Origin of the sequence: Mesorhizobium marinum (assembly GCF_040813675.1) — a bacterium.
Classification (GTDB): Bacteria; Pseudomonadota; Alphaproteobacteria; order Rhizobiales; family Rhizobiaceae; genus Mesorhizobium_K; species Mesorhizobium_K marinum.
The window spans coordinates 220,058-233,244 of the sequence record NZ_JBFOCI010000006.1; the positions used below are offsets into that span (position 1 = coordinate 220,058).

The following is a 13,187-nucleotide window of genomic DNA, read 5'->3' on the forward strand; positions in this document are numbered from 1 at the left end:
CTCGCGCCACGGCTGTCGATTTGACAGCCGCGCCTTCGGGCCCTCCGGAGCAGATAAACATGAACCGTGTCCTTTCTGTCTCCGAGGAACGTTTTCCTATCGCTGGAACGTTCACGATTTCAAGAGGTTCCAAGACCGAAGCCGAGGTGGTCGTCTGCTCGATCACCGACGGCGGGCAAGCCGGTCGGGGCGAATGCGTGCCCTACAAGCGCTATGGCGAAACAGTCGCCAGCGTGTGCACCCAGATTCAAGCGATGGCCGCGATGGTCGCCGACGGCATCGGGCGTCAGGACCTTCTTGAGGCGATGCCGCCGGGCGCCGCGCGCAACGCGGTCGACTGCGCGTTGTGGGATTTGGAGGCCAAGCTTTCCGGCGTTCGCGTGGCCGACAGCCTCGGCATCCGCCGCCCCACGGCCCTGGAAACCGCGTTCACGCTGTCTCTCGGCACGCCGGAAGCGATGGCGGTGCAGGCGCGCGCCAATGCGGACCGCCCGCTGCTGAAGGTCAAGATCGGCGGCGACGGCGACATCGCCCGCATCCGCGCCGTGCGCGACGCCGCGCCGGACAGCCGTCTGATCCTCGACGCGAACGAGGGGTGGACCGAGGCCAACCTGCAGGCGAACCTGGCGGCGGCGGCGGAACTCGGCGTCGCCCTGGTCGAGCAGCCGCTTCCGGCTGGCGCCGACGACCTGCTCGCCCACATCGACCGGCCGGTTCAGGTCTGCGCCGACGAGAGCGTCCACACCACCGACGGCCTGGAGCGTCTGGCCGGCCTTTACGACGCCATCAACATCAAGCTCGACAAGACGGGCGGCCTCACCGCGGCGCTGGACCTGCGCGATAGGGCCCGCGCTATGAACCTGTCCGTCATGGTCGGGTGCATGGTCGGCACCTCGCTCGCCATGGCGCCGGCCGTGCTGCTGGCGCAGGGAGCGGATTTCGTCGACCTCGACGGCCCGCTGCTTCTGGCGCGCGACCGCGAACCCGGCCTCGCCTACCGCGGATCGCTGGTGTCCCCGCCAGGCCCTGCCCTCTGGGGCTGAGGTCGGCGCACGGCCGCTGCCGCCAGGATCAGGCAGAGCCCGGCCAATGCCACCAGCGCCATGAAATAGAAGCCGCCGGTGCCGTACCACTGGTAGAGCGAGCCCGACAGCAGCGTCACCACGGCCATCGAGACCCCGACCGAAAAGTAGGCGACGCCCTGGGCCGCTCCGGTGCGCTCCTCCGGCACGGTCTCAGCGATCATCTTCTGCAACCCGATGAGCAGAAGGCCGGTGGACAGTGCGTGCAGCGTCTGCACGCCGAAAAACCCCGGCACGCCCAGTCCGAGCGGCTCGATCAGCGGATAGGCGACCCACCGCAGGATTGCCGCGGCGCCCGCGACGACCAGCACGCCGGTCGCGGAAACGGAGCCGAACAGCCGCTTGAAGAGCATGAAGATCACGACTTCAGCCACAACCGCCCAGGCCCACAGCATGCCGATCACGCCGTCGCTTATGCCGATCGCCTTCCAGTAGATCGAGACGAAGCCGAACAGGAAGCCGTGGCTGGCGTTGATGATGCCGGTGCCGGCCACGAACAGCAGGAAGTACCGGTTGAACAGCCGCGGGGCGTCCTGCTGGAGCGCGACGGCGGACAGCGGCGAAGCGCGGCGCGGCGGGCCGAGGCGCGGCGACAACACGGCGGCGGCAAGCGTTGCCAGGAGACCCGCCAGGATCATCGCCGGAACGGCCTGCGCGCTGCTGGCGGCCAGGATCATGCCGCCGATGAAGGTGGCGGCAAGAAACGACAGCGAACCCCAGATCCGCATGCCCGGATAGCTGGAGCCGAAGCGCCGCACGCCCGACAGCGCGAGCGCATCCGCCAGCGGTGACTGCGGCGTCCAGAAGACGGCAAGCGCGAGCGAGACGGCAAGCACCAGCCCGTATCCGGCCGGCAGGAAGTAGCCGAGTGAAAGCAGCACCGAGACCACGGAAATCGCGATCAGCACGTTCGCCCGGTCGCCCGCGCGGTCGGCCATGGCCGTGATGACAGGCGTCGTCACGACGCGCAGGAACATCGGCGCGGCGAGGATCACGGCGATCTGTTCGGCATCGAACCCGTTGACTTCGAGCCAGAGCGGAAAATACGGCAGGTGGACGCCAAGCGGCAGGAAGACCGCCGCGAAGATCAGCGACATCCTGAGTTCGAAACGCGCGGGTTTGACGAACCGGTCAGGCTGGTTGGGCGACGAGGACATGGACGGCGGACGATCCGGCTGATTCTGCTCGGGTCGTTAGCCGAGTATCCTTTTCCCTTACCATGACGGGCCTCGCGGCGGAACCAGCTGGAGCAATGGTCAAGAGGAGTTGCGGAGGCGGCGCGATGACCGGCCCGGCCACGCCAAGCCGCGTCGCATGTCGATCCGCGGGCCGCAAACGGCCGAGACCCGGCAGTCCGTTCCCCGAATCGGGAACGGCACGGCGTGGCGCCGCAATTCGATGCATCGCCACGGGAGCGCGCCTCAGGCGGCTTCGACGGCACGTCCGTCGAGGCGCACGGGCACCATCTTGTCGGGCAGCGCATTCGACGCGGCCCTGATATGCGGCCAGTGGACGATCTCCATTGCGCCGTCGAAATGCTCGACGATGGCGGTGCAGCTCTCCACCCAGTCGCCGGTGTTGAGATAGGTGATTTCGCCGAGCGTCTCGATCGCGGCGTGGTGGATGTGGCCGCAGATCACCCCGTCCACCTCGCAGCGCCGCGCTTCCTCCGTCAGCACTTCCTGGAACGCGCCGATGAAGTTGACCGCCTGCTTGACCTTCACCTTGGCCCACGACGAAAACGACCAGTAGGGCAACCCGAACGCCCTGCGCACGCGTGCGATCAACCGGTTGGCGAGCATCGCGAGTTCGTAGGAGCGGTCGCCCAGATAGGCGAGCCAGCGGACGTTCATCACCACCGTGTCGAACTGATCGCCGTGGATCACAAGGTAGCGCTTGCCGTCCGCCGCTTCGTGAATCGCCCGGTCGGCGACCTCGATGCCGCCGAAGTGGGTGCCCTGGAACATGCGCAGGAACTCGTCGTGGTTGCCTGCGATGTAGGTGACGCTGGCACCCTTGCGGGCCTGGCGGAGCAGCTTCTGCACGACGTCGTTGTGGGTCTGCGGCCAGTGCCAGGAGCGGCGCAGCCGCCAGCCGTCAACGATGTCGCCGACCAGGAAGACCGTCTCGGCTTCGTGGTGGCGCAGGAAGTCGATCAGGAAATCGGCCTTCGCTGCGCGCGATCCAAGATGCACGTCGGAGATGAAGAGGGTGCGGAATTGCTTGGCCTGGCCCAATGTGGTCATCCAGCAGTTGCGTTTGCGCCAGCCTATGCCCCGATTCATGCAACAGCAGTGTGACGGTTGCGGTTTTCGGCGGCCGCGCTAGCTTGCGCACTCGAACCGCTTCGGAAGGAAAAGCACCATGGACCTCGGCATCCGCGGCAAGACCGCCATCGTTTGCGCATCGAGCCGCGGGCTCGGCAGGGGTTGCGCCGAGGCCCTCGCCGAGGCCGGCTGCGACCTCGTCGTGAACGGCCGCGACGAGAAGGTACTCGCCCGCACGGCCGCGGAGATCCGCGACCGCTTCGGCGTCGCGGTCGCCGAGGTGCCGGGCGATGTTGCCGACCCCGCGATCCAGAAGGCCCTGGTCGGCGCGGCGCGGCAGGTCGACATCCTCGTCAACAACAATGGCGGCCCGCCCTATCGCCCGTTCAGCGAACTCGACCGCGAGGCGATCCTCAAAGGCGTCACCAACAACATGGTCGCCCCGCTCGAACTCATCCAGGCGGTGATGGGGGGTATGGCCGAGCGCGGTTTCGGGCGCATCGTCAACATCACCTCGCTGTCGGTCTACATGCCGATCCCCGGCCTCGACCTCTCGTCGGGAGCGCGCGCGGGCCTCACCTCGTTCCTTGCCGGCGTAGCGCGCACCGTCATCGACCGCAATGTCACCATCAACCAGATCCTGCCCGGCAAGCTCGACACCGACAGGCTGCGCGGCCCGCACGAACCCGGCTCGGTCGAGGACCCGGCGGCCGCGGCGGCGCGAAAAGCCCGCCTCGCGGCGGAAGTACCGGCAAAGCGGCTGGGAACGCCGGCCGAGTTCGGCCAGGTCTGCGCCTTCCTCTGCTCGGTCCATGCAGGCTACATGACCGGCCAGAACATCCCCGTGGACGGCGGCCTCTATGTCAGCGCCTTCTAGCCGTAGGAACTTGATTCTGGACTGCAGAAAACCGGTCCAATAGACTGGAATCACTCGTTATTGCGTTGCGGGGCTTCTCCCTGACTTTTTGGCGAGCGGAGCCTCGCAAATCGGCCCCTGCGTGCTAGAACGCGCAGGCGCTGTGTTTTGAGCCAACGGAGCGGAAAGCGGGATGGAAACCGACAAGCAGAAGAATGCGCGCCAGGACCTCGACGAGGCGGCGCTGTTCTTTCACAAGTATCCGACGCCCGGAAAGCTCGAGATTCAGGCAACCAAGCCGCTCGGCAACCAGCGCGACCTTGCGCTCGCCTATTCGCCGGGCGTCGCCGCCCCCTGCCTCGCCATCCAGGACGACCCCGCGACCGCGGCCGACTACACCGCCCGCGCCAACCTCGTCGGGGTGATCTCCAACGGCACCGCCGTCCTCGGCCTCGGCAACATCGGACCTCTGGCCTCCAAGCCCGTCATGGAGGGCAAGGCCGTTCTCTTCAAGAAATTCGCGGGCATCGACGTCTTCGACATCGAGATCGACGCGCCCGAGATCGACCAGATGGTCGGCACCATCGCAGCACTCGAGCCGACCTTCGGCGGCATCAACCTCGAAGATATCAAGGCGCCCGAGTGCTTCGAGGTCGAGGAACGGCTCAAGGCCAGGATGAGCATCCCCGTCTTCCACGACGACCAGCACGGCACCGCGATCATCGTCGCGGCCGCAGTCATCAACGGACTGGAACTGGCCGGCAAGAAGCTGACTGACGTCAAGATCGTGACGTCAGGAGCTGGCGCGGCGGCGATCGCCTGCCTCAACCTTCTGGTTTCGCTCGGCGCCAGGGTCGAGAACATCTGGGTCACCGACCGGTTCGGCGTCGCCTATGAGGGGCGCGTGGACGAGATGGACCGCTGGAAGGCGCCCTATGTGAAAGACACGCCAGCGCGCGCGCTGGCCGATGTCATCGGCGGCGCCGATGTGTTCCTCGGCCTCTCTGCGGCGGGCGTGCTGAGCCCTGACCTGCTGAAGGAGATGGCCGCGAAACCGCTGGTCCTCGCCCTTGCCAACCCGAAGCCCGAGATCATGCCGGAGGTCGCCCGCCAGGCGCGCCCGGACGCCATGATCTGCACCGGCCGGTCGGACTACCCCAACCAGGTCAACAATGTCCTCTGCTTCCCCTACATCTTCCGGGGCGCGCTCGACTGCGGCGCGCGGGCCATCAACGAGGAGATGAAGATGGCCGCCGTGCGGGCGATCGCGGCGCTGGCGCGCGAGGAGCCGTCAGACGTCGCCGCGCGCGCCTATGCCGAGGAAACCCCGACCTTCGGTCCCGATTTCCTGATCCCCTCGCCCTTCGACCCGCGCCTGATCCTGCGCATCGCGCCGGCCGTGGCCAGGGCGGCCTGCGAAAGCGGCGTAGCCTCGCGGCCGATCGAGGATTTCGACGCCTATGTCGACAAGCTGAACCGGTTCGTCTTCCGCTCCGGCCTCGTCATGAAGCCGGTCTTCTCGATCGCCAAGGGCGCGCAGGGAAAGCGGGTCATCTACGCCGACGGCGAGGACGAACGCGTGCTGCGCGCCGCCCAGGTCGTGCTCGAGGAAGGCATCGCGGAGCCGATCCTGATCGGTCGCCCGCAGGTCATCGACGTCCGGCTGAAGCGCTACGGCCTGCGCATCCGGCCGGGCGTCGACTTCGAACTGGTCAATCCCGAGGACGATCCGCGCTACCGCGCCTATGTCGACCTGCTGATCGATCTGATGGGCCGCAGGGGCGTCACCCAGGAGGCGGCGCGGCTCATGGTTCGCGGCAACCCGACGGTAATCGCCTCGCTGGCGCTGAAGCGCGGCGATGCAGATGCCATGATCTGCGGCCTCGAAGGGCGTTTCGAGCGCCATTTGCGCAACGTGACGCTGATCGTCGGACGACGCCCTTCCCTGCGCGATCGCGACCTGTCGACGCTTTCGATGCTGATCACCCAGCGCGGCGTGGTGTTCCTGACCGACACCTACGTCACCGTCGATCCCACCGCCGACGAGATCGCCCAGATGACCGTTCTGGCGGCCGAGGAAATCCGACGGTTCGGCATCGAGCCGAAGGCTGCCCTCCTGTCGCTGTCCGATTTCGGCTCGCGCGACGCGCCGAGCGCGCTGAAGATGCGCCAGGCCGGAGAAATCCTGCGCCGCATCGCGCCCGACCTGGAGTTCGACGGCGAGATGCATGCCGACACCGCCGTCTCCGAAGCGCTTCGCCAGCGCGTCTACCCGCATTCGCGGCTAAAGGGCGAGGCCAACCTTCTTGTCTTCCCGAACCTCGACGCTGCCAACATCACGCTGACCGCGCTCAAGCAGATGATGGACGCTCTGCATGTCGGGCCGATCCTGCTCGGCACCGAGAAGCCGGCGCACATCCTGACACCTTCGGTAACCTCGCGCGGCGTGGTCAACATGACGGCGCTCGCCATCGCCGAGGGCGCGCATCGTTCACAGGAAACGGAGCCGGCTTGACCGTCCTCGGCCCCGCGGCCCGCGACATGCAGCGGACTGCGGGGTAACCTGCCGGCGCAGAGAATCGCTCCCCAGTCCAAGATGAAGGCGGAACACAGGCAAATGGCGGCACGACCTCGATGGCACGGCGCGCGCGTCGCGCTGGCGGCGACGCTGATCGCGCTCGCTTCGGCGATGCCGCAGGCGTCGCATGCATCGTCGCGCGTCTGCCGCCAGCTTGAGGCCGAACTCGCTTCCGGCGGCGTGCGCGCGCCCGCGCCGTCGCGCAAGCAGGAAGCCGCGATCGCCAAGCAGCAGGAACAGCTTCGGTTGGCCAAACGGGAGGCGCGCAAGGCCGGCTGCAGCTTCAAGATATTCGGGGGCGGATCGAAGTCATGCGCCGCCATCAGCCAGAAGATCGACAGGATGCAGCGCAACCTCGATCAGCTCGAACGCAGGCGTGCGCGACCGGCAAAAACAAACCGCTCGCGATCCCAGATCATGGCGGCCCTTCGCGCCAACGGCTGCCGCGACGACGCGACCGCCGAGAGGCGGCTGCCGCAGGCGCTCGATGGACCCCGCAACTTCCTCGACCAGTTATTCGGCGGCGGCATCCGCCAGCGCGGTTCGATCGACGACCTCGGCGACCCGCTCGACAGCCGCGACGGCCGCAATGTCGGTCGCGCGCCGCAAGCGCCACAGGGCGGCTGGGTCAACGAAGGCGGGCGCATCCGCTTCGTCGCTCCGCCGGGTCGCTACCGCACTGTCTGCGTTCGCACCTGCGACGGGTACTTCTTCCCGATGTCCGGCTCGTCAACGCCGTCGGACTTCGAGCGCGACCAGTCCAATTGCCGGTCGAGTTGCCCCGGCGCCGACGTGCAGCTCTACTATCTCCGTCCCGGGCAGGAGTCCGAGGCGATGGTCTCCGGCCTCTCGGGACAGCCATATGCCGACCTGCCGGCAGCCTGGCTCTACCGGCAGACCGGCGTGCCGAGCCCGGCCGGATGCGCATGCAGCGCGCCGGGAAATCGGCAGCCGAAGAACTTTTCCATCATTGCCGGCAACCCGCCGGCGGCTTCCGAACCTGTCGAAGCCGCGCCCGCGATCCCCCTCCAGAGCGAGGGTTCCGATGCAGTGGCAGCCGACGAAGCCAGCGTGAGTTCCGACGGCGCAATGGAATCCGAGGTCGAAACCGTCGAACCGAAGGGCGGCACACCGGCCGCGCCGGCCGGTGACCGGAAGATCAGGGTCGTCGGGCCTGCATTCCTGCCGGCCCAAGAAGGGGCAGAAGGTCAGCCAGCTCCGGACCAGACGGAAGTCCGGTGATCGCAAGCCGTAGCGGCTCGTAGAGCATCTTGCCCTTGCGGCCGGTCTTCTCCTTCAGCCCATCGACCCAGATCTTGAACGTGTCGCCGTTCCAGGGCGTCGGAGGCAGGGCGTCGAACGCCGCGCGCACATAGTCGGCGTCCTCGGCCGACAGGTTGACTGGCTCCAGCGGCCCCTGCCGCACGATCCGCCACCACGTGGTCGCGTCGGTCAGCCGGTCGAGATTGCCGCGCACCGCCAGCCAGAACGGCTCGGCCTGGTCGCCGAGGATGCCGAACGCCGACAGGCGGTCTCGCGCATCGGCAAACGACATCTGGCGCAGCATGTCGCGGTTCAGGGCGTTGAGATCTTCCGGATCGAACTTCGCCGCCGACTTCGACGCGGCGCCGATGTCGAACAGTTTCGCGAGTTCCGTCATCGTCGACGCCGCGACGACGTTTTCCGAGGTGCCCGTCAGTACGGCCAGCGACGCGATCGTCATCGGCTCCAGGCCGGACTCGCGCAGGCTCGCGATCGACAGCGCGCCGGTGCGTTTCGACAGTGCTTCGCCGGTCGCCGTGGTGAGCAGGTTGTGGTGCCCGAAGGCCGGCGGCTCGGCGCCCAGCGCCCGGAACAGCGCGATCTGCACGCCGGTGTTGGTGACGTGGTCGTCGCCGCGAATGACATGCGTGATCGACATGTCGATGTCGTCGACCACCGATGGCAGCGTATAGAGGAAGGTGCCGTCCTCGCGGATCAGGATCGGATCGGACAGCGAGGCGAGGTCGATGGTTTCGTCGCCGCGCACGAGGTCGCTCCATTCCACCTCGGTACGTTCCGGCTCCATCGGATCGTTGCGGAAGTTGGGCAGCATGAAGCGCCAGTGCGGCTTGCGGCCATCGGCCTCGTACTCGGATATCTGCGCGTGAGTGAGCTGCAGCGCCTCGCGACCGTAGACCGGGGGAAGCCCGCGCGTGCGCCGAACCTTGCGCCGGAGGTCCAGTTCCTCAGGCGTTTCGTAGCAGGCGTAGAGAAGGCCGTCGCGCTTCAGCCGATCGACGGCGTCCTCGTAGCGGTCGAAGCGGCGCGACTGGTATTCGGTGGCGTCCTGGAAGATGCCGAGCCAGTGCAGGTCGTAGAGGATCGCGTCGGCGTATTCCTGGCGCGACCGCGCCAGATCGGTATCGTCGAAGCGCTGCACGAAGTTGCCGTTGTTCTTCATGGCGAAAAGCCAGTTGAACAACGCGGTGCGCGCATTGCCGATGTGGATGTTACCGGTTGGCGATGGGGCGAAACGGACTGTAACGGGCATTTGCGGGCCGTAGACGAAGGTTCGAGAAGTTACAACACAAAAAGCCGCGCCCGACCGGAGACATAGAGTATGCCGCCCGGCTTGGGAAGGGAGGCGCGGCGGACCCAGGGTAAGCGCCCGGCCGCCAGCATGCGGCCGGGCGCAGGGTCATGCCTGCGCTGGCTCTACCAGAAGCCCGCTGGTCAGCTCGAGGGCCTGTCGCTCGAACAGCCTGCGGTAGATCCCGTTGTCGAGGCGCACCAGTTCGGCGTGCGTTCCCTCCTCCACGATCTCGCCGCGGTCGAAGACGAGCAGCCGGTCGAGCGACTTCACGGTCGAGAGGCGATGCGCGATGACCAGCGTCGTGCGTCCCGTCATCAGGCGCTCCATCGCCTGCTGGATCAGCATCTCCGATTCCGAATCGAGGCTGGACGTGGCCTCGTCGAGGATCAAAATCGGGGCGTCCGCGAGAAAGGCGCGCGCGATCGCCACCCGCTGGCGCTCGCCGCCCGACAGCTTGACGCCGCGCTCGCCCACAAGCGTCGAATAGCCCTTCGGCAGCCTGGCGATGAAATCATGTGCGCTGGCGAGCCTTGCCGCATGCTCGATCTCCTCCTGGCTGGCGCCCGGACGACTGTAGGCGATGTTCTCCGCCAGCGAGCGGTGGAACAGGATCGGCTCCTGCTGCACGATGGCGATCTGCGACCTGAGCGACGCCTGCCCGGCCTCGGCGATATCCTGTCCGTCGATGAGGATGCGCCCTCCGTTCAGGTCGTAGAGCCGCTGCACCAGCTTGACGAAGGTCGTCTTGCCGGAGCCCGAATGCCCGACCAGCCCGACCCGCTCGCCCGGCCGTATCGACACCGAGAAATCGCGGTAGAGCGGCAGGCGGTGGCTGCCGTAGTGAAAGGTGACGGCCTCGAACTCGATGCCGCCATTGGAGATCCTGATCGGCCGTGCGTCCTGCCGGTCGGCGACGCCGAGCGGCTGGCCCTGCATCTCCACCAGTTCCTCCATGTCGTTCACCGAACGCTGCAGGTTGCGGATGTGCTGGCCGATGTCGCGCAGGTAGCCTTGCAGCAGGAAGAACGAGGTAAGGACGAAGGTGATGTCGCCGGCGCTCGCCTGGCCCGCGGCCCAGAGGAAAAGGGCGAAGCCGATGATCGCCGCGCGCATCAGCAGCAGCGTTACGCCCTGCGTGGTGCCGTTGATGGTGCCGCGCGTCCAGGTGCGCGCCGTGCGGCCGCGCCACTTGGCGACGACCGTCGCGAAGCGCGCATCCTCGCGACGTTCTCCGCCGAACGCCTTCACCACCGCGTTGCAGCTGACGGCGTCGGCAAGCGCTCCGCCGAGCTTGGTGTCCCAGGCGTTGCTGAGGCGCGCCGCCGGCGCGACATAGGCCAGCGAGAGCACGACCGTCAGCCCGATATAGGCAAGCGAGCCGATCGCCACGATCAATCCCATGACCGGCCAGGAGACGCCGAGCAGGATCGTGGTGCCGACCAGCATGACGAGCGAGGGCAGCAGCGCCATCAGGATGGTGTCGTTCAGAAGGTCGAGCGCCCACATGCCGCGCGTGATCTTGCGCACCGTCGAGCCCGCGAAACTGTTTGCATGCCAGTCGGTGGAGAAGCGCTGGACCCTTTGGAAGGCGTCGGCGCCGATGTCCGACATCATCTTGAGCGTGAGTGCGATGATCGCCATGAACGCCAGATGCCTGAAGACCAATGCGCCGATCGCCAACGCCATCAGCATGGCGAAGGCTGCCATCGCGGCGTGCCAGGAGGCTGGATCGGACGCGCTGCCGCTCGCCACGGCATCGACGAGTCGGCCCGCGTAGAGCGGCGTCAACACGTCGGCAAGGGTGGCCGTCAGGAACGCCGCGGCGATCAGCGAAAGCCGCACCGGCTGGCGCCGCCAATGCACCCAGGTGAATCCGAGAACGCTACGGAAGGCGCCGCCGCGCAGGTCGATGCGAAAACGAGTCATGCTGTCATTGGCGCCACCAACGGACGCCATCCTCGAAATGCGGAAGTACAAAAATGCGAGGCGGGAGAAGGCGCTCGCTACGTCAGGGCGTCCTGGAAAGACGCCCGCCTACCGTCCGGTCAGTTCCCGGCGGTCAGGGAGACGACGTGAAATTCCAGCATTCAGACCTCCCTGCTCGAGCGACGAAGTCCCGCTTATAGCGAACGGCCTCTCAACCGCCAAGAGCAGCGCCTCGAAAAACGCCGCTGGCCTCAGGCTGGCGCCGGAGGTGGCACATTGGCCACGGCACGCGTGCGTAGACGCCGCGATATCGGCAGAAGCAAGAGCGACACCGCGAAACAATACAGGCCCATCGTGACGATCTGGCCGGGATAGCTGACCCCACGGTCGATAAGGACGCCGGTGATGCCCGGTCCTGCCGCCGAGGCGAACACCATCGCGGCGACGACGAGGGAGCGGATCGCGCCGAGGTGGCGCAGCCCGTAGACCTCCGGCCAGACCGCGCCGAACAGCGTCGTGGAAAGGCCGTTGGACAGGCCGAGCGCGGCCATGAACAGGAAGGGGGTCCAGTTCGCTTCGAGCACGCCGAGGATGAGGCAGGCGACGCCGAGCGGCACCAGCACGAAGGGAAGCAGCGCCAGCCCCGAGAAACGATCGATCAGCTGACCCGAGACCAGCGTGAAGATGCTGTTGACCAGCGCGGCCATGGTGAACGACGCGGCGAAGACGCCCAGCGACCAGCCGCGCAGTTCGACCAGATAGACCTGGTGGAAAAAGACCGTCGTGACGATGAAGCCCGGCGCCATGACGCCGAGCATCAGCAGGTAGAACATCGGGTCGCGCAGCACCTCGCCCCTCGTCCAGTCGCGCGCATCGATTGCGCGCGGCGCCGGGTCGGTGGCGCGCGGGGTTCGGTCCACGGCCACCAGCGAAGCGATCAGGGGCAGCGCGACGATGACAAGCGACGCGGCGGCGAGCAGCCAGCCGTTGCGCCAGCCGACGAGCCCGGCGACGGCGACAAAGACGATCGGGAACACCGCGTCGCCGGCATTGTGGCCGAGAATGACGACCGAGAGCGCCCGCCCCCGCTGCGCCGAGAACCAGCGCGCGGTCGCCGTGTAGGCGCTGTGCACCATCATGCCCTGGCCGAACAAGCGCAGCAGGTAGATCGAAAGCAGCAGGAGCGCGACGTGACGGGACACCGCCATCATCACGCAGGCGGCCGCGAGCATCGGCACGACGAGCAGCGTGACCGCCCGCATGCTGCGACGATCGACGATCGAACCGAGGTAGGGCAGCGTCAGCGCGCTGGCCAGCGTCGCGATCATGTAGACCGTGCCGAAGCCGCCATGCGTCAGCCCGTAGTCCTCTCGGATATGCCCGGCCGAAAGCGCGATGAAGAAGGTCTGCCCGTAGGACGAGAAGAAGGTGAAGAGCAGCCCGCCAGCCAGCCATCGTGCGTTGTCGCGCAAGAAGTGCAGGAAACCGCTCATCCCGCGGCAATCCGGTCGAGACGCATCTCGTTGCCATCGGTCGTCGGCCTGAAACCGTAGCGCGCATAGAGCTCATGCGCATCCGAGGTGTTCAGCATCCAGGTCGATACGCTGCTCAGGTCGGGATGCGCGAGCAGCGACGCCACCAGCGCCTTGCCGATCCCCTTGCCGCGATGTTCCGGCCAGACGATGACGTCCGAGATGCGGGCAAAGACGGCGCGGTCGCCGGAGGCGCGGGCGAAACTAACCTGGCGTCCGTCGATCAGCGCGATTGCGCAAAGGGAATTCTCGAAGGCGCGGCGGTTGATCGCGTCGGTGCGCTGGCCGCCCCAGTAGCTCGCCCTGAGGAGATCCGAGGTGGCCCGGAAGTCGAGGCGGGTCAGGTCGTGCGAGATTTCCATCGGGTGGAA

10 protein-coding genes are annotated in these 13,187 nt (G+C 67.1%); 4 read left to right on the forward strand and 6 right to left on the reverse strand.

The features are described from left to right. Positions 1 to 59 precede the first annotated feature (59 nt). A complete protein-coding gene (dgcA, locus tag ABUE31_RS18865) occupies positions 60 to 1,043 on the forward strand; it encodes an N-acetyl-D-Glu racemase DgcA (protein ID WP_367725269.1) in 984 nt (327 codons plus the stop codon). On the opposite strand, the gene ABUE31_RS18870 is transcribed toward dgcA, so the two are convergent. Both ABUE31_RS18870 and ABUE31_RS18875 read right to left on the reverse strand, forming a co-directional pair. Beyond that, positions 995 to 2,239, reverse strand: coding sequence for an MFS transporter (locus ABUE31_RS18870; RefSeq protein ID WP_367725270.1), 1,245 nt, complete (start codon positions 2,237 to 2,239; stop codon positions 995 to 997). The genes dgcA and ABUE31_RS18870 overlap by 49 nt on opposite strands. A gap of 264 nt (positions 2,240 to 2,503) precedes the next feature. Continuing rightward, complete coding sequence (locus ABUE31_RS18875; RefSeq protein WP_367725271.1) at positions 2,504 to 3,328, reverse strand: UDP-2,3-diacylglucosamine diphosphatase; 825 nt, start codon at positions 3,326 to 3,328, stop codon at positions 2,504 to 2,506. Between the two features lie 118 nt (positions 3,329 to 3,446). Between ABUE31_RS18875 and ABUE31_RS18880 the strand changes: the two genes are divergently transcribed. The 3 genes from ABUE31_RS18880 to ABUE31_RS18890 all read left to right on the forward strand — a co-directional run bounded on the left by ABUE31_RS18880 (position 3,447) and on the right by ABUE31_RS18890 (position 8,025). Beyond that, on the forward strand, positions 3,447 to 4,226 hold the full coding sequence (locus tag ABUE31_RS18880) for an SDR family oxidoreductase (RefSeq protein WP_367725272.1): 780 nt from the start codon (positions 3,447 to 3,449) through the stop codon (positions 4,224 to 4,226). A 172-nt stretch (positions 4,227 to 4,398) separates the two neighbouring features. Beyond that, entirely contained in the window at positions 4,399 to 6,720 is a 2,322-nt protein-coding gene (locus ABUE31_RS18885; RefSeq protein WP_367725273.1) for an NADP-dependent malic enzyme, read from the forward strand. A 102-nt stretch (positions 6,721 to 6,822) separates the two neighbouring features. Further along, entirely contained in the window at positions 6,823 to 8,025 is a 1,203-nt protein-coding gene (locus ABUE31_RS18890) for a DUF2865 domain-containing protein (RefSeq protein WP_367725274.1), read from the forward strand. Here ABUE31_RS18890 and gltX read toward each other — a convergent pair. The 4 genes from gltX to ABUE31_RS18910 all read right to left on the reverse strand — a co-directional run bounded on the left by gltX (position 7,943) and on the right by ABUE31_RS18910 (position 13,178). Further along, positions 7,943 to 9,316: a glutamate--tRNA ligase gene (gltX, locus tag ABUE31_RS18895; protein WP_367725275.1), complete on the reverse strand. Its 1,374-nt coding sequence runs from the start codon at positions 9,314 to 9,316 to the stop codon at positions 7,943 to 7,945. The two genes, ABUE31_RS18890 and gltX, sit on opposite strands and share 83 nt — an antisense overlap. Positions 9,317 to 9,463: 147 nt before the next feature. Next, positions 9,464 to 11,284, reverse strand: coding sequence for an ABC transporter ATP-binding protein (locus ABUE31_RS18900; RefSeq protein ID WP_367725276.1), 1,821 nt, complete (start codon positions 11,282 to 11,284; stop codon positions 9,464 to 9,466). A gap of 251 nt (positions 11,285 to 11,535) precedes the next feature. Next, positions 11,536 to 12,777: an MFS transporter gene (locus ABUE31_RS18905; RefSeq protein WP_367725277.1), complete on the reverse strand. Its 1,242-nt coding sequence runs from the start codon at positions 12,775 to 12,777 to the stop codon at positions 11,536 to 11,538. After that, positions 12,774 to 13,178 carry a GNAT family N-acetyltransferase gene (locus ABUE31_RS18910; RefSeq protein ID WP_367725278.1) on the reverse strand — a complete coding sequence of 135 codons (405 nt, stop codon included), beginning with the start codon at positions 13,176 to 13,178 and terminating at the stop codon, positions 12,774 to 12,776. Before ABUE31_RS18910 ends, ABUE31_RS18905 begins: the two co-directional genes overlap by 4 nt. Positions 13,179 to 13,187: the final 9 nt, after the last annotated feature.